Raw genomic sequence first — 15,967 nt, forward strand, 5'->3', positions numbered from 1 at the left:
TCTGCGGTTATGCCGCCGTTACCGCATCCCGAGCACCATGGAGGGGTGAGAGTGCTTGTGGTCGAGGACGAGACCATGCTTGCCGACGCCATCGCGGAGTGGCTGCGTCGGGAGTCGTTCGCGGTCGACGTGGCGTACGACGGGGACGCCGCGCTGGAACGGCTCGGCGTCAACGAGTACGCGGTGGTCGTCCTGGACCGGGACCTGCCGGTGGTGCACGGCGACGACGTGTGCCGGGCGATCGTGGACGCGGGCGGGGAGACCCGGGTGCTGATGCTGACCGCCGCGGCGGCCGTCCGGGAGCGGGTCGCGGGCCTGGCGCTCGGCGCGGACGACTACCTCACCAAGCCGTTCGCCCTGGTCGAGCTGTCGGCTCGGGTGCACGCGCTGACCCGCCGTGCCCGCCCTGCCGCGCCCCCGACGCTGCGCCGCGCCGGCATCCAGCTCGACGCGGCCCGACACGAGGTACGCCGCGACGACCGGCACGTGGCGCTGTCCCGCAAGGAGTTCGCGGTGCTGGCCGAGCTGCTCCGCGCCGACGGCGCTGTCGTTTCCGCCGAGGACCTGCTGGAACGTGCCTGGGACGAGCACATCGACCCGTTCACCAACGTGGTCCGGGTGACGATGATGAAGCTGCGCCGCAAGCTCGGTGATCCGCCGGTGATCGAGACGCTGCCGGGAGCGGGGTACCGGATCCGATGAAACGCCTGACCATCCGCGCCCGGCTCACCCTCATCTACGGTGGCCTCTTCCTACTGGCCGGCATTGTCCTGCTCGCCGTCACGTACGTGCTTGTGGATCAGCGGATGCCGCAGCCGTTCGGGGTGAACCTGCGCGACCTGCCGAAGGTCAGCGCCACGACGCCCAGCGGGCAGAACGTCGACAACCTGCGCGCCATCCTGCAGGAGGCGCAGGACGAGGCGAAACGCAGCGCGTTGGAGTCGCTGCTCACGCAGGGTGGCATCGCGTTGGTGGTGGTGTCGGCGGTGGCGATCGCCTTCGGCTGGCTGCTCGCCGGCCGGGCGTTACAGCCCCTGCAGCAGGTCACCGACACGGCGCGACGGATCGCCGGCGCGGACACCGCCGGTCGGGGCCTGCACGAGCGGATCGCGCTCCGCGGCCCCCGCGACGAGGTACGCGAACTGGCCGACACGTTCGACGAGATGCTGGGACGACTCGACCGCTCGTTCGACGGGCAGCGCCGATTCGTGGCGAACGCCTCGCACGAGCTGCGTACCCCGTTGGCGCTCAACCGTGCCCTGGTGGAGCTGGCCATCACCCGTCCGGACGCGTCGGCGGAGACCCAACGGTTGGGCGAATCGTTGTTGGCGGTCAACGAGCGGCACGAGCGGCTGATCGACGGCCTGCTGACCCTGGCGGACTCGGAGAACGAGCTGACCGAGCGTACGCCTGTCGACCTGGCCGAGGTCTGCGCGCACGTGACCGATCAGGCCGCACAGCAGGCACCCGACCTCCGGGTGCACCGCTCGCTCGCGCCGGCGCAGGTCAACGGCGATCCGGTGCTGCTGGAACGGCTCGCGTTCAACCTGGTGGAGAACGCGCTGCGGCACAACCTGCCCACCGAGGGCTGGGTCGAGGTGTGCACCGGGCTCGTCGACGGCCAGCCAACCCTCACGGTGCGCAACACCGGCCCGGTGGTCGCCGGCTACGACGTGGAGACGATGTTCCAGCCATTCCGCCGGTTGTCCCGGGAGCGGGTCGCCGGCACGCGGGGTTTCGGTCTGGGGCTGTCGATCGTCCGCGCGGTGGCCCGGGCCCACGGCGGCACCGTCGACGCGCGGCCCCGCCCGGCCGGTGGCCTGACCGTCACGGTGACCCTTCCCGCGGCCTGATCGCCGGGTCGTCGCCCGGCCCACAGCCGGACCGCCGCCTGGGCGATGGCAGGTGCGGCAGTGTGCCGACTCGGGTTCAGCGGAAGAAGGCGCGCAGGACGGCGGCCGTCTCGGTCTCCAGCACTCCGCCGTAGACCTCCGGACGGTGGTTGAGCCGACGGTCGCGCAGCACGTCCCAGAGGGAGCCGGCCGCGCCGGTCTTCGGCTCCCACGCGCCGAAGACGACTGTGGAGACCCGGGCCAGCACCAGCGCGCCGGCACACATGGTGCACGGCTCCAGGGTGACCACCAGGGTGCAGCCGTCCAGCCGCCACCGGCCGGTGAGCTCCGCCCCACGCCGCAGGGCCAGCACCTCGGCGTGGGCTGTGGGGTCGCCGGTCAGCTCCCGCTCGTTGCGCCCGGTCGCCAGCTCGACGCCGTCCGGGCCGTAGAGCACCGCGCCCACCGGGATGTCATCGATCGCGTCCGCGCCCACTGACGCGGCCGGACCGGTGACGGCGACCTCCAGGGCCCGGCGCATCCACAGCTCGTGCCGCTGCCGCCGACCGAGGTCGCCCGGGTCGGCCAGCCCCTCGTGCGCGCCCGGGCCGGCTCGACCCACCGCGCCGGGCGTCGGCTGCCCCGGCCGGATCGTCTCCAACAGCGGATCGGTGGCGTCGGCCGGTTCCGCGCCACCCGCGGGCACGATCCCCTCGTACGCTGCCGACCCGGCGGGGTCAGACCTCACGCAGCTCCTCGACCTCGTCGGCGCACCCGAGGACCTCACAGATCTCGGAGGTGACGTCCGCCGGCAGCATCCCCTCGGTCCCGCAGAGCGTCAGCAGCTTCTGCGCGGAGATGCCCAGGTTGGCCAGCAGGTCGGCGTCGCCCACCGGATCGGCCTCCGGATCGACGACGGGCTGCTCGCTCTCCTCGTCGCCACCGGCGGCCGGGCGGGGCTCGTCGTCGCCGTCGAGCCCGGTCACGGACGTCTTCAGGTCACCGACCAGCAGTTGGCCCAGTCGGGACTCCTCGGCGAACGCCGAGTCCGACCCGAACACCCGCAGATCCTCGCCCTCGTCGAGACGCAGGATCACCAGGTACGCGTCGTCGGCCTCGACGAAGAGCAGCGACACGTCGGCTTCCTGGTCGACGTCGCGCAGCCGGTCGGCGACCTCGTCGATGTCGGTGGCGCCCCGCAGGCTGACCTCGGCGGCGGTCCAGCCACTGTCGTCACGCACCACGGCCGCAGCGAAGTACGACACGGTTCCCCCAAAAGCCCTCGGCACAGCGCCGACTCGTCAAGGGTGCACGTTAGCCGGTCGGGTCGGCGGGCGACCGGTCAACGCCCCGAGACGCCGGCCAAACCTGACAAAGTCGGATCAGCCGGCTACCCGACGGCGGGTGGCGATCAGTTGGCGCAGACGCTCGGTGCGCTGTCGCTGCGGCCGGCTGCGCTGGCGTACCGCCCGAGCACCCGCCAACTCGGCGAGCAACTGGAGGCGGCGGCGGTTGCGATCCGGGTCCTGCCGCGGGGTGGTCCAGGCCATAGTCCCGAGGGTGCCGAGTCTCGACGGCCACGTCAAGACGGCGTTCGCTACGCAGCCAACCGGGCACGCGGCGCAGTCGTCCGCGCCCGAATCCGGGCCGGTCGGCACACGCTCACCACAGCGGCCAGTCAGCGCTTGTCGCCCACCGGACCGCCACCACGGCGGCGGCGATGCTCCAACCACCGGCGGTGACGATGGCCAACCCGGTGGCCACGCCGCGATCGCCGTGGCGGACCAGCACCAGGGCCGTCAGCCAGGCCAGCAGGCCGGCCACCAACGTCCACCACGCGTAGCTGGCCACGTCGGTGCCGAGCAGCCCGAACAGCAGCAGCCAGGCGGCCGCCGCGCCACCGCCGGCGGCGACACCGCCGCCGGTCACCGGGTGCGGTTCGCGGTAGGTGGGTCTGGTCGGCGGCCCGGCCGGAAAGAGCCCCGACGGGGTACGCGACGCCGGTCGGGCGGCACCCGGATCCGGGACGGGGTCGGGTCGGGCGATGGTCACGGTTGCCCTCCCCTCACGCGCGTCGCTCGTGCCCACGGTACCGGTCTGTCAGGATGGCCGAATGCCCTCGCCGACGATCGGTCGCCGCGTGCGTCCGGCGTACCCGATCCTGTTGCTGCTCGCCCCGGTGCTTGCCGCCGGCTGCGCGACCACCCGACCGGGGGTGCCGCCGGACGGGGCCGCGCCGACGCCGTCGGCGGTCTGGGCGACCGGTGAGCAGCCGGCGGCGCCGACGGCCACGCCGCCTCCGACCCGCCCGGCCAGCCCGACGCCGTCGCCGGCCAAGCCGTCGCCGAGCGCGCCGCGCGCCGGGCTCCGGCACGTCTTTCCGGTACGCGCCGACAACGTGGACTACCACACGACGCACGGGGCGTACCCGGCGACGGACGTGTTCGCCGACTGCGGTGAGCCGTTCGTGGCGGTGACCGACGGCAAGGTGCTGGAGGTGAGTCGTGTCGACAGGTACTCCAAGAGTGGGCCGCAGGGCCCGGACAACGGCGGCCTGTCGGTCTCGCTGCTCGGCGACGACGGTGTGCGCTACTACGGCTCGCACCTGAGCGTGGTCGGCAGCGGTGTCGAGGCCGGGGTGCGGGTTCGCGCCGGGCAGCAGCTCGGCAAGGTGGGCCGCACCGGTAACGCCAACAACGTCTGCCACGTGCACTTCGGCATCTCGCCGCCGTGCACCGGCAAGGACGGGTGGTGGATCCGGCGTGGTGTGCTGTGGCCGGCGCGGTATCTGGACTCGTGGCGGCGCGGTGGCAACCGGGAGCCCGCCGCCGAGGTGACCACGTGGCAGCGGAAACACGGCTGCCCGAAGGCTCCCTGACGTAGCTCGTACGCACTAGGTTCGGTGGGATGAGCGCCCGGGACCCCATTGCCGACCTACGCCGGATCGCGTTCCTGCTGGAGCGGGCGAACGAGGCCACCTACCGGGTGCGGGCATTCCGTTCGGCGGCGAAGGCGCTGGCCGGCCTCCCGGCGGCCGAGGTGACCGAGCGGGCCGGCAACGGCACGCTCACCGAGCTGGCGGGTGTGGGGGACGTGACGGCCCGCTGCGTGGCGGAGTCCCTGGCCGGCGAGGAGCCGGTCTATCTGCGCCGGTTGGTGGCGACCGAGGGCAGCGACCTGGATGCCGAGGCCACGGCGCTGCGCGCCGCCCTGCGGGGCGACTGCCACACCCACTCGGACTGGTCCGACGGCGGCTCACCGATCGAGGAGATGGCGCTGGCCGCGGTGGAGTTGGGCCACGAGTACGTGGTGCTCACCGATCACTCGCCCCGGTTGACGGTGGCGCGCGGCCTGACCGCCGAGCGGCTGCGCCGGCAGCTCGACCACGTGGCGCAGGTCAATGCGGCGCTGCCGGAGGGTTTCCGGATCCTGACCGGGATCGAGGTGGACATCCTCGCCGACGGCTCACTCGATCAGGACGACGAGCTGCTGGCCCGGCTGGACGTGGTGGTCGGGTCGGTGCACAGCGGCCTGAAGGACGAGCGGGCGAAGATGACCCGGCGCATGCTGAAGGCCGTCGCCAACCCGCACCTGGACATCCTGGGTCATGTCACCGGGCGGATGGTGTCGTCCCGCCCGGCGGGGGTGACCGGCCCGGGTGATCGGGGGCACCGGGCGCGCACCAGGAACGAGAGCGACTTCGACGCGGACGCGGTCTTCGCCGCCTGCGCGGAGCACGACACCGCCGTCGAGATCAACTCTCGGCCGGAGCGGCAGGACCCGCCGAAGCGGCTGATCCGCCGCGCCCTGGAGGCGGGCTGCCGCTTCGCGATCAACACGGACGCGCACGCACCGGGCCAGCTCGACTGGCAGCGGTTCGGCTGCGAGAGGGCCGCGCTCTGCGGCGTCCCTGCCGACCGGGTGGTCAACACCTGGTCGGCCGAGCAGCTCGTGGAGTGGACGCACGCCAGGGACTGACGGTGCTCGGGCGTTGATCGACTCGCGTTCGCTGAAACCGGGGTGTCCTGGACCGTAGGACACCCCGGCTTCAAGGAAGCCGAGTTGATCACCCGCGGGCGGGCACGGCGGGCGTGGCGGGCTCGGCGGCGGGCGTGGCGGGCTCGGCGGCGGGCGCGGCGGGCTCGGCGGCGGGCGTGGCGGGCGCGCCCACACCTGCCACCGGCCGCGGCTTGCGCCGGCCGAACACGCCCTGCGCGACCGCGACGCCCAGCAGCACGATGAGCGCGCCGACCGGCTGGTGCCAATTGAGCCGCTCGTCGAGCACCACGGCGCCGATCAGCACCGCGAAGATCGGAATCAGGTACGTGACGGTGGAGGCGGTGCTCGCGCCGGCCACCCGGATGTTGCGCATGTTGATGACGAAGGCGAGCCCGGTGCCGAGCGCCCCTAGGGTCAGCACACTGGCCACCACCTTCGGCGACAGCTCGGTGGGCAGCGGCGGCGCACCCGCGACGAACGGGGTGACGACGGCGAGCTGCCCGGCGGCGAGCAGCAACTGCGCCGTGGACAGCGACAGCCCGGAATGCGCGCTGCCCGCGACGAACCGCTTCTGGTACGGGATGGCGACGCCGTAGCAGGCGGCCGCCCCGAAGCACAGCAGCTGCCCGACGAAATGCGCCCCGCCGACGCCCTCCCAGACCCCGAGCACCACGAGCACGCCGAGGAAGCCCAGCCCGAGGCCGATCGCGCGGCGCACGGTCAACCGCTCGGTGCGGAACACCAGCACCGCCAGCGGCAGCACGATCAACGGCGTCGTCGCGTTCCAGATGCCGGCGAGCATCGACTCGACCCGTTGCTCGCCGTAACCGAAGAGGGTGAACGGCACCGCCACGCCGAACGCGGCGACGACGAAGAGGTGCGCCCACACGCGGGGCTCGCGGGGCAGCCGGTCGCGCAGCACCGCGAGGACGACCAGCAGGGTCAGCGCGCCGGACACGACGCGGTAGAGGGTCAGCTGGACGGGGTGCAGCTCGGCCACACCGACCTTGATGAACAGAAAGCTGGATCCCCAGATGGCGGCGAGGGCGCAGAAGCCCGGCAGCCAGGCGCGCAGCGGCGCCTTGTCAGGAGCAACATCGGTGGTCACCCCTGACACTCTGCCGCAGGGGTACGACAAAGTCCCGCGACTTTCTGCTGGTTGGACACGGGAAACAGCATCGACACCGGGGCGGGGCGGTCACGTAGTGTCGCACCGTGGGACGAATTGATGAACTCGCCAACCGCTACGTGGCCGAGTGGGCGCCGTTGAGCCCCACCGGCGCGACATACGTCGGCATCGCCGGCCATGACGACCAGCTCGACGACCTCTCACCCGAGGGTTACCGGGCCAAGGCCGACCTCACCCGCCGCACCCTCACCGAGCTCGAGGTGACCGAGCCGGACACCGAGGCGGAACGCACCGCCAAGGAGGCCATGCAGGAACGGCTCGGCCTCGACCTGGCCCGCTACGAGGCCGGCGAGACGACTAGCGAAATCAGCGTGATCGAGAGCGGGCTGCACGAGGTCCGCATGGTGTTCGACCTGATGCCGACGGCGACTGCCGACGACCAGGCCAACATCGCCGCCCGGCTCAACGGCCTGGCCGGCGCCCTGGAGGGTTACAAGACGACGCTGCGCGAGGCGCTCGCCGACGGGCGGGTCAGCTCGAAGGTGCAGCTCGTCGAGGTGGCCAAGCAGTGCGACACCTGGACCGACCCGACCGGGGACAACTTCTTCCACGGCCTTGTCGAGCGGCTGGGCGCGGACGGCACGCTCGGTGCCGAGCTGCGCCGAGGCGCGGCGGCGGCCACCGCGGCGACCGCCGAGTTCGGCCAGTTCCTGCGCGCCGAGTTGGCCCCGCACGGACGGGACAAGCAGGCCGCCGGCCGGGAACGCTACGAACTCGCCTCGCAGTACTTCCTCGGCGCGAAGGTCGACCTGGACGAGACGTACGCCTGGGGTTTCGCCGAGCTGGCCCGCCTGGAGGCGGAGATGCGGGTCGTGGCCGGGCGTATCGCCGGCTCGGGCGCGAGCGTCGACGAGGCGGTGGCCACGCTCGACGCCGACCCGGCGCGGACCATCCAGGGCAAGGAGGCGTTCCGCGACTGGATGCAGGCGCTCGCCGACAAGGCGATCGCCGAGCTGCACGGGACCCACTTCGACATTCCGGAGCAGGTCCGCCGGATCGAGTGCTGCCTCGCCCCGACCAGTGACGGCGCCATCTACTACACCGGCCCGAGCGAGGACTTCTCCCGCCCCGGGCGCATGTGGTGGGCGGTGCCGCAGGGCATCACCGACTTCTCCACCTGGCGGGAGGTGACGACGGTCTACCACGAGGGCGTGCCGGGTCACCACCTTCAGGTGGCGCAGACGGCCGTTCGGGCCGACCTGCTCAACCGCTGGCAGCGGCTGCTGTGCTGGGTCTCCGGGCACGGCGAGGGCTGGGCGCTCTACTCGGAGCGGCTGATGGACGAGCTGGGCTATCTGGAGGACCCGGGCGACAAGCTCGGCATGCTCGACGGCCAGGCGATGCGCGCCGCCCGGGTGATCGTCGACATCGGTATGCACCTCGAGCTGGAGATCCCGAAGGACAACCCGTTCGGCTTCCACCCGGGCGAGCGGTGGACGCCCGAGCTGGGCTGGGAGTTCATGCGGGCGCACTGCCGCGTGCCGGACGAGAACCTGCGCTTCGAGCTGAACCGCTACCTGGGCTGGCCGGGGCAGGCGCCGTCGTACAAGGTGGGTGAGCGGATCTGGTTGCAGGCCCGCGAGGACGCCAAGGCCCGCAAGGGTGCCGACTTCGACCTGCGGGAGTTCCACCGACAGGCGTTGGACCTGGGCGCCCTGGGCCTTGACCCGCTGCGCAAGGCGCTGGCCCGGCTCTAGGCCCTACCGAGCGGTGGCGTCCGGTCTGGGGACGCCACCGCACGGCGCGGTCAGTGCAGCGTCTGCCTGAGGGTGGGCCGGCCGGTCAACGTGTGGCAGGAGATGAAGGCCAGGTCGATCTGCGGGTCGGTGAAGGTCAGCGACACCGGCGAGGTGATCGGGATGCCGTCCGGAAGGGGCAGGTCCGGCGTCAAGGTGACCTTGATGCCCAGGAACCGGCCGACGAACCGGGTCGCGTAGAAGGTCACGTCACCGTCGATGGTCAGCTCGTTCGTCTCGCTCAACAGTGAGCCGCCCGACGGCCCGGCCACCAGCAACGCGAAGTCGCTTGTCACGGCCTTGCTCATGGTGAACTTCAGCGCCTTCATCTCGCCGTTGGCGGTGTGCAACGGCTCGACCCCCCGAAACCGCAGGTCCGTCATCACCACCTTGGAGCCGGTCAGCTTCGCCGGCGTGGCGGCGACCGTGGGCATGGCCGGGTCCGCCGCCAGCTTGGGCAGCGGCTTGCCGGGCTCGACGGGCGCCGGCTTGGTCGGCTTGGGGCTGGCACACGGTGCGTCCGGGGTGGCGGTCGCCGTCCCGGTGGCGTTGGCGGTACGGGTGGGGGCGGCGCTCGGGGTGGCCGGCCGGCCGGCTCGCGCGGCACCGCTGGTGGACTCGGCCGTGGCGGCGACGCTCGAATCGGTGGAGGACCGTTCCGCCTCGTCGCCGCCGGTGAGGAGGTCACCGATGCCGTCGACGATGTCGGTGATCAGGTTCCCGTCCGACTTCTCCGACGTGGGGCTCGGGCTGGGGCTAGGGCTGAGGCTCGGGCTGGCAGGGGCGGGGGGCGTGCTGGGCCGGGCCGACGACGAGGGCGTCGGGCAGGAGGGTTCCGCCGCCCGCACCGGCGACGCGCCGTCGACAGTCGTCAGACCCGCGCTGGCGAGGCTCAGCAGGAGCAGCGTCACGACGTACGTCTTCGGGTCGCGGGCCATCGTCGACCTGGTCTGCGGTGCCTCGGGCTCGACGACGGGCGCCGCCTCGGTGTCGTCGCTCGCGCTCGCCTGCGGTGTCGGCTCGCGCAGCGTTCCACGTGGCTGCGGAATGGTGTCGGTGAGCAGCCCGGTCGTCTCGTCCTCCCGCTGCCGCGCCGGCAGGAGTTCGTCGACGAGCGCCGGTTCGTCGCCGGACTCATCGTCCTCGCTCAGCCGGTCGTCCGGCTCCTCGGCGGCCGGAGGCGACACCGCGCCAGCGCCCTTGGCCGGCACCCAGGCGAAGCCGAGTGCGCTGCCGACCATGCCCAGCAGCATGCCGATGAAGAACCCGCCGAGGTTGACGCCGATAAGCGAGTAGACCGCTGTCACCGCACCGACGACGGCGTAGAAGATCCGTTGCGTCGGGCTGAGCCACATCAGCAGGCCGCAGGTCACCAGGATGGTGGGGATCAGCCAGGACAGGAAGCCGGTCGGCCCCATCTGCAGGGTCAGTCCGGCCAGGCTGACCTTCGTGGTGCTGAGGATCTCCGCTCCGGCCAGGATCGTGAAGAGCCCGCCCCAGAAGGGCCGGGACCGCCGCCAGCGGCGGAAACCGCGCCAGGCTCGACCGACACGGCCGGGCTGCGCGCGATGAGTGGCGGTCGACACGTACGTCCTCCTGGCGGTGAAAAGGGGTGGGGCGGGCCCGAGGCTCGCGAAGGGCGCCCCTCGCGAGCCTCGGCGTCAACTCAGAAGCATTCCTTGGCGTCGGCGCCGACGTTGACCTTCAGCTTGAGGCCGGTAAGCGTGAAGGTGCCGGCGGTGGTGTAGCGGGCGACCTGCTCGAGGCCCTTGATGTTCACGTGCGTGGCGTCCTGACCGAACGAGCCCGCCGGAGCCGGGCCGAGGTCGCTGGCGTCCCTGCCGATATTGATGTTGGTGAACTCGGCGTCGCCCTCGAGCGACTCCATCGCGATCAGCATGCCCTTGGCGTGGGCCTCCTTGCCGGGGCCTCCGTCGCCCGCGTTGATGGTGAGCACGATCCTGGGGAGACCGGGCACCGAGGCGTCGACGGACTGGCAGAGCTTGGTCAGCGTGGCGTCGCCGATCTCCGACATGGCCACCGGGATGACCTTGCCGTCCTTGGTGGTGACCACACCGCCGTACTGCTTGAAGCCGTCGCCGTCGAGCTCGGCGGCGGAGACCTTGAACGGCTTGCCGGCCACCGTGATGTTGGCGGCGATGGCGCCGTTGGCCATGCCGAAGACGATGCCGCCGGCAACTGCCACAGCGGGAACCATCATCGCGGCGAAGCGGCGCCAGCGGGTGCCGCCCTGCGCCTGACGGGTTTCCGAATCCTTCACGGGTCCTCCTCGAACCGGGGGTCACCGATCGCGATCGCGACTCGGGACTGCGGGAAAGCACGTGGCCGCTGCGGCCGCTCCGGGGACGGTCGGCGGATCGGCAGTGTGCGGATTGGATGCTCTCGCGAAGCGACCTACCTCACAAGGGCGCTGCTACTGGCCGGTAACTCACGTCCGGCGGCAAGATCGCGAGGCGTTACCGTCAGTCAGACTCGGACCGGCTATGCCGGGGCACAAACCGTTCAAATCATGAGGAATAACTACACTGGCTTTACCGCACGTAGCGGCGGCACAGCTTTGTTACATTTACGTAACGTCGGGCTGAAAAACCGCTGAAGATGAGCGGTCACTCATCCGTACGGCTGAGCCGATGCGCTGGAAACCGCGTTACCGCGCCTCGGCAAGCCAGCCGGTCAGCAGCTGGTGATCGATCGAGTCGACCCGGCCGAGCCGCCGGCCACCCGCGACCCGCTCCCGCAGCTCCGCCCGGGTGAACCAGCGCGCCTCCAGCAGCTCCACGCCGTCCACACGTACCTCCTCGGACGTCGCGGTGGCCCGAAAACCCACCATCAGTCCGGCGGGAAACGGCCATGCCTGCGACCCCCGGTAGGTCACGTCCGTGACAGTGATCCCGGCCTCCTCGGCCATCTCCCGGCGCACCGCGTCCTCCAGGCTCTCGCCGACCTCGACGAAGCCCGCCAGCGTCGAGTAGGAGTCCTCCGCCGCGCCCGCGTGCCGGGCCAACAGGCAGCGCTCCGGCGAGCCGGGCGCCTCGACCAGCACGATGATCGCCGGTTCGATCCGGGGAAACAGCAGGCGACCACACTCCGCGCCGGAACAGGTCCGCACGTGCCCGCCACCGCCGGCAGCGGCCACCGCACCGCAGGTGCCGCAGTAACGCTGCTGCCGGTGCCAGTGCAGCAACCCCCGGGCGTACGCCTGAACCGCCGCGCCGGCCGGGTCGAGCCGCCCCACCAGGGCCCGTACGTCGACGGCCCGCACCGCGCCCGCCATCTCGACGGCGGCGGGCTCACCCAGCCCGGAGAGGTCCACGGCGAACACCGCCACGTCCCCGTCGAACCCCAGGAAGACTGTCTCATCGGCGGCCGTCCGGACGAGGGACGCGCGGTCGCCAGTCAACCGGACCGGACCGTCCCCGTCGACAAGGCAGCGGTCCCGCCACAGCGGCAGCACCACAGTGGTCGGCTCGGTCAGCAACGCCTCAAGTCGCGCCGGATCGGTACGCAGCTCGCCCGCCCGGTCCAGCCAACCGCCGCCGTACGCCAACACCCGCTCCGCAGTGTCCACCCCGTCACCGTGCCACGGCGGCGAGCCGGCGTCGGCACCGACCCCGGCGTCGGCCCTGGCTGACCACCGGCCCACGCGCCACACCGCCCGACACGCGACGGCAGCGCGGACCGGGCGCAGCCCGCCGACGGCCGGGCATTGGTTACCGTGGTGTCCTCCGGGAGGGGGGACCTCCCGTGGCACCTGGCGATCGAGGTTGCAGTGACGCTGTACGGCGACAAACATCCGCCCGCCGACGACCGGCCCACCGTGCAGGTCACCGCGGTCACCTGGCCCGACGAGCCGGAGCCGGTCACGGCACCGACGGCCACCGCCGAGCCGGGCAACGGCGGACGCCGTCCCCGCCGGGTGCGGATGCTGCTCGCGACAGGCGTCACCGCCGGTGTCCTCGCCGCCGTGGCGGGCGCCGGCGCCTGGGCGTACGCCGGGGACGTGCCCCGGGGCACCAGCGTGCTCGGCACCGAACTGGGCGGGCGGAGCCGCGGTGCCGCCGACCGCGAGTTGCGGGCGGAGCTGGACCGGCGGGCGGCGGCCCTCGCCGCGCCACTGCGGATCACCGTCGGGGAGCGCACCGCCGAGATCAAGCCCGCCGACGTGGGGCTGAGCGTCAACGTGGCGGCCACCGTGGCAGCTGCCGCCGAGGCCGACGCGCACCCGGTCAGTCGGCTGGTCGGCTCCCGAACGGTCGACCCGGTGGTCACCATCGACAACGACCGGCTGGACGCGGCCCTGCGCAGGGTGCTCGGCGACCAGGTCCGTCCGATGACCATGCCGGCCATCACCTACCAGGGCACCACCCCGAAGGTCGTACGCCCCAAGCCGGGCCTGGCGTTCGACGCGCAGCGCTCCGCCGACGCCGTCCGCGCCGGGTGGCTGGCCGGCACCCCGGTCACCGTGCCACTGGTCGAGAGCCAGCCGGCGACCACGGCCGAGGAGCTGGACCGGCTGGTCGCCGAGCTGGCCAGGCCGGCCGTCGCCGCGCCTGTCACCCTGCGCACCGGCAGGGGCTCGGTGCGGGTGCCACCGGCAGCAATAGCGAAGAGCCTCCGGTTCACCGCCGACAAGGCCGGCAAGCTCACCCCGGTGGTCGACGTCAAGCGGCTGCGCGCGGCCCTCGGCGACGATCTGCTCGCGATCGAGGTGCCGCCGAAGGACGCGTCGATGACCATCTCCGGTGGCCGGCCCAAGGTCACCGACGGCCGCGCGGGCCAGCAGCTCGACACCGCCGCCCTGGGTCGTGACCTGTTGGCCGTGCTGCCACGGTCGGACGGTCGCGAGGTGACCGGCGAGCTGAAGGCGACACCGCCGGAGCTGACCGCGGAGAAGCTGGCCGGTCTGGGCATCAAGGAACGGGTGTCCACCTTCACCACGCGGTTCACCGGTGGCATGGCGTCGTCGCGCAGCCAGAACATCGCCACCATCGCCAAGGAGGTGGATGGCACGGTCGTGCTGCCGGGTAGGACGTTCTCCCTGAACGGGCACACCGGCGAACGCGGCTACGCGCAGGGCTACCGGGACGCGCCGGTCATCCTGGACGGCAAGCTGGTGCCGGGCGTCGGCGGTGGCACCTCGCAGTTCACGACCACCCTGTTCAACGCCACCTACTACGCGGGCCTGGAGGACGTCGAGCACAAGCCGCACTCGTACTGGTTCGACAGGTACCCGGCCGTCATCGAGTCGACCATCTTCTGGCCGAGCCTGGACTTCAAGTTCCGCAACAACACCGGGCACGGCCTGCTCATCGACACCTCGTACACGTCGAGTTCGGTGACCGTTTCCATCTGGAGCACGAAGATCTACGACAGCGTGAAGACGGAGTACGGCCCTCGGCGCAACATCACCACGCCGAAGGTCATCCACCTGGCGCCCGGCCCGACGTGCATCCCGAGCAACGGCATCAACGGCTTCGCCCAGGACGCGTTCCGCGTCATCAAGAAGGGCGGCGTGGTCGTCAAGCGAGAGAAGTTCACCTGGCGCTACGACGCGGAGCCCCGCTACGTCTGCGGCCCCAAGCCCTCCTGAGCCGATACGGCCGTCCCGAGTCTCGGCTGTGCGCCGCCGTCAGAAGGTGGCGATGGGGTTGACCGGGCTGCCGGACGTGCCGGCGAAGCGGACCGGTGCGACAGCGAGCTGGAAGTCCCACTGGCTCAGCTCGGCAGCCGTTGTCACGCACGCCTCCAGGTCGCAGTTGTCGAGCAGCCACAGGCCCATCGCGACGAGACTCACGGCGTGCACAGGCATCAGCACGTCGTCGTACCCCGAGGGCTGGACGTCCTGCGGGGTGTCGGCGCCGATCAGCGCGACTCCGCGCTCGTGCAGCCACGGCAGGCAGGACGCGTGCCACCCAGCCTGCGTGAAGCCGCTTGCCACACCGGATTCGTGCCGGAAGCGGCCGTAGCCGGTCCGCAGCAGCACCGCGTCGCCGGGCCGCACCCGGACGCCTTGCCGGCGCTCGGCCTCCTCGAGGTCCTCGGGAAAGACGCCCTGGCCCGGTTCCAGCCACGGCACACCGCGGGCCCCCGCGACGTCCAGCAGTACGCCACGCGTGACGATCCCGTTCGCCGCGGCCGTGACTGCCGCCCAACCCGATCCCGTTTCGGCGTCGACCAGCGAGTGCGACCGCCCGTTGTACATCCTGCCGTCCCAGAAGAGGTGGCACGGCGAGTCGATGTGGGTGATGGTGTTGCCGTGGAAGGTCATGCCGAGCCGCTCCGTCGAGAAGCCCCACCGCCGGTCGGCGTGGAAGGCTGCGACAGGCATGTTCTCGGCACCCGGCATGTCCGCGGCGCACGGGCACGACGTGGTCGACCGTTCCATCTCGACAGGTACGGCGACCTCCCACGCACAGGACACACTCCGGCCGTGGCGGACGGCCTGCGCAGCCGCCAGCCGCACGTCGTCGGTGATGTGGTTCAGGGTGCCCAGCTCGTCGTCGTCACCCCAGCGGCCCCAGTTCGACAGCGTGTCGAAGTATCCGAGCACGTCATCCCGTGTGGGCATCGGTCGCTCCGCGGTCATCCCCGCCTCGACTCCTCCGGTCACGCGATCTGATCCTTCCCATCGGCCGACGGCATCGGAACCATGCGCTCTTCCTGTATCCGGATCTCGGCCCGGTACCGGGTCGCGGCCGGGTGCCACATCTCCTCGAATGGCCCCATGACCTCACCACCGACGCCGCGGCGACGACCACGGACCCCCAGCCACGCCAGCGCGCCGAGCACTGCGGCCACGCAGCAGGCGAACGCCAGGAGGATCAGGATGTCATCCACGAGGCCGAGCCTAGGCCAAGGTGACGGCCGCCGGCATCGGTGCCCGATGCGGGAACGCAGAAAAGCCCACCCCGAAAGGGGTGGGCTTTTCTGAAAGATTGTCCGGCGGTGTCCTACTCTCCCACACCCTCACGAGTGCAGTACCATCGGCGCTGGAGGGCTTAGCTTCCGGGTTCGGAATGTAACCGGGCGTTTCCCCTCCGCCATGACCGCCGTAACTCTATGAACATATCAAACAACCCCGGCACACAGTCACGGGTGTTCGCTTGTTCAGAGTTGCACAGTGGACGCGTAGCAGCTTAGTAGTCAAGTCCTCGGCCTATTAGTACCGGTCAACTGAACCCGTTACCGGG

At 71.6% G+C, this 15,967-nt stretch carries 15 protein-coding genes, 1 rRNA gene and 1 pseudogene; 6 read left to right on the forward strand and 11 right to left on the reverse strand.

Features of this window, described 5'->3' with window-relative positions:
• Nucleotides 1-45: 45 nt before the first annotated feature.
• Together ACGFIE_RS23925 and ACGFIE_RS23930 are read left to right on the forward strand one after the other, a co-directional pair.
• A complete protein-coding gene (locus ACGFIE_RS23925; protein WP_393298068.1) occupies nt 46-702 on the forward strand; it encodes a response regulator transcription factor in 657 nt (218 codons plus the stop codon).
• On the forward strand, nt 699-1,853 hold the full coding sequence (locus tag ACGFIE_RS23930; RefSeq protein ID WP_393298071.1) for a sensor histidine kinase: 1,155 nt from the start codon (nt 699-701) through the stop codon (nt 1,851-1,853). The genes ACGFIE_RS23925 and ACGFIE_RS23930 overlap by 4 nt, the downstream gene beginning before the upstream one ends.
• Before the next feature lie 76 nt (nt 1,854-1,929).
• Here the strand turns inward: ACGFIE_RS23930 and ACGFIE_RS23935 are convergent, their stop codons facing one another.
• From ACGFIE_RS23935 to ACGFIE_RS23950, 4 genes are all read right to left on the reverse strand, one after another.
• Nucleotides 1,930-2,373 carry a nucleoside deaminase gene (locus ACGFIE_RS23935; protein ID WP_363686794.1) on the reverse strand — a complete coding sequence of 148 codons (444 nt, stop codon included), beginning with the start codon at nt 2,371-2,373 and terminating at the stop codon, nt 1,930-1,932.
• A 196-nt stretch (nt 2,374-2,569) separates the two neighbouring features.
• Complete coding sequence (locus ACGFIE_RS23940) at nt 2,570-3,097, reverse strand: tRNA adenosine deaminase-associated protein (RefSeq protein WP_393298074.1); 528 nt, start codon at nt 3,095-3,097, stop codon at nt 2,570-2,572.
• 117 nt (nt 3,098-3,214) lie between these two features.
• The gene (locus ACGFIE_RS23945; RefSeq protein WP_167626078.1) at nt 3,215-3,382 is read right to left on the reverse strand and encodes a hypothetical protein; all 168 of its coding nucleotides are present in this window, start codon (nt 3,380-3,382) and stop codon (nt 3,215-3,217) included.
• A 112-nt stretch (nt 3,383-3,494) separates the two neighbouring features.
• Nucleotides 3,495-3,884: a hypothetical protein gene (locus tag ACGFIE_RS23950; RefSeq protein ID WP_393298076.1), complete on the reverse strand. Its 390-nt coding sequence runs from the start codon at nt 3,882-3,884 to the stop codon at nt 3,495-3,497.
• A gap of 61 nt (nt 3,885-3,945) precedes the next feature.
• On the opposite strand from ACGFIE_RS23950, the gene ACGFIE_RS23955 reads away from it, so the two are divergent.
• Together ACGFIE_RS23955 and ACGFIE_RS23960 are read left to right on the forward strand one after the other, a co-directional pair.
• On the forward strand, nt 3,946-4,710 hold the full coding sequence (locus ACGFIE_RS23955) for a M23 family metallopeptidase (protein WP_393298079.1): 765 nt from the start codon (nt 3,946-3,948) through the stop codon (nt 4,708-4,710).
• Between the two features lie 29 nt (nt 4,711-4,739).
• Nucleotides 4,740-5,810: a PHP domain-containing protein gene (locus tag ACGFIE_RS23960; protein ID WP_393298082.1), complete on the forward strand. Its 1,071-nt coding sequence runs from the start codon at nt 4,740-4,742 to the stop codon at nt 5,808-5,810.
• Here the strand turns inward: ACGFIE_RS23960 and ACGFIE_RS23965 are convergent.
• Nucleotides 5,693-6,939, reverse strand: a pseudogene (locus ACGFIE_RS23965) (DMT family transporter); the annotation flags it as partial. The gene ACGFIE_RS23960 and the pseudogene ACGFIE_RS23965 overlap by 118 nt on opposite strands.
• A gap of 107 nt (nt 6,940-7,046) precedes the next feature.
• On the opposite strand from ACGFIE_RS23965, the gene ACGFIE_RS23970 reads away from it, so the two are divergent.
• Nucleotides 7,047-8,717 (forward strand): DUF885 domain-containing protein, encoded by a 1,671-nt coding sequence (locus tag ACGFIE_RS23970; protein WP_393298085.1) that lies wholly within the window; start codon nt 7,047-7,049, stop codon nt 8,715-8,717.
• A 50-nt stretch (nt 8,718-8,767) separates the two neighbouring features.
• Here the strand turns inward: ACGFIE_RS23970 and ACGFIE_RS23975 are convergent, their stop codons facing one another.
• The 3 genes from ACGFIE_RS23975 to nudC form a co-directional block, all read right to left on the reverse strand.
• The gene (locus tag ACGFIE_RS23975) at nt 8,768-10,342 is read right to left on the reverse strand and encodes a DUF6114 domain-containing protein (protein WP_393298088.1); all 1,575 of its coding nucleotides are present in this window, start codon (nt 10,340-10,342) and stop codon (nt 8,768-8,770) included.
• Between the two features lie 80 nt (nt 10,343-10,422).
• Nucleotides 10,423-10,977, reverse strand: a complete 555-nt coding sequence (locus tag ACGFIE_RS23980; RefSeq protein ID WP_393298119.1) for a DUF6230 family protein — start codon at nt 10,975-10,977, stop codon at nt 10,423-10,425.
• Nucleotides 10,978-11,424: 447 nt separating this feature from the next.
• The gene (nudC, locus tag ACGFIE_RS23985; protein WP_393298091.1) at nt 11,425-12,345 is read right to left on the reverse strand and encodes an NAD(+) diphosphatase; all 921 of its coding nucleotides are present in this window, start codon (nt 12,343-12,345) and stop codon (nt 11,425-11,427) included.
• 201 nt (nt 12,346-12,546) lie between these two features.
• On the opposite strand from nudC, the gene ACGFIE_RS23990 reads away from it, so the two are divergent.
• On the forward strand, nt 12,547-14,367 hold the full coding sequence (locus tag ACGFIE_RS23990) for a VanW family protein (RefSeq protein WP_393298094.1): 1,821 nt from the start codon (nt 12,547-12,549) through the stop codon (nt 14,365-14,367).
• 39 nt (nt 14,368-14,406) lie between these two features.
• Here ACGFIE_RS23990 and ACGFIE_RS23995 read toward each other — a convergent pair whose 3' ends face one another.
• The 3 genes from ACGFIE_RS23995 to rrf form a co-directional block, all read right to left on the reverse strand.
• A complete protein-coding gene (locus ACGFIE_RS23995) occupies nt 14,407-15,345 on the reverse strand; it encodes a cyclase family protein (protein WP_393298097.1) in 939 nt (312 codons plus the stop codon).
• Between the two features lie 38 nt (nt 15,346-15,383).
• The gene (locus ACGFIE_RS24000) at nt 15,384-15,614 is read right to left on the reverse strand and encodes a hypothetical protein (protein WP_363686778.1); all 231 of its coding nucleotides are present in this window, start codon (nt 15,612-15,614) and stop codon (nt 15,384-15,386) included.
• A gap of 100 nt (nt 15,615-15,714) precedes the next feature.
• A 5S ribosomal RNA gene (gene rrf / locus ACGFIE_RS24005) occupies nt 15,715-15,831 on the reverse strand.
• Between the last annotated feature and the right edge of the window lie 136 nt (nt 15,832-15,967).

This window comes from Micromonospora sp. NPDC049275, from assembly GCF_043197115.1.
Taxonomy (GTDB): domain Bacteria; phylum Actinomycetota; class Actinomycetes; order Mycobacteriales; family Micromonosporaceae; genus Micromonospora.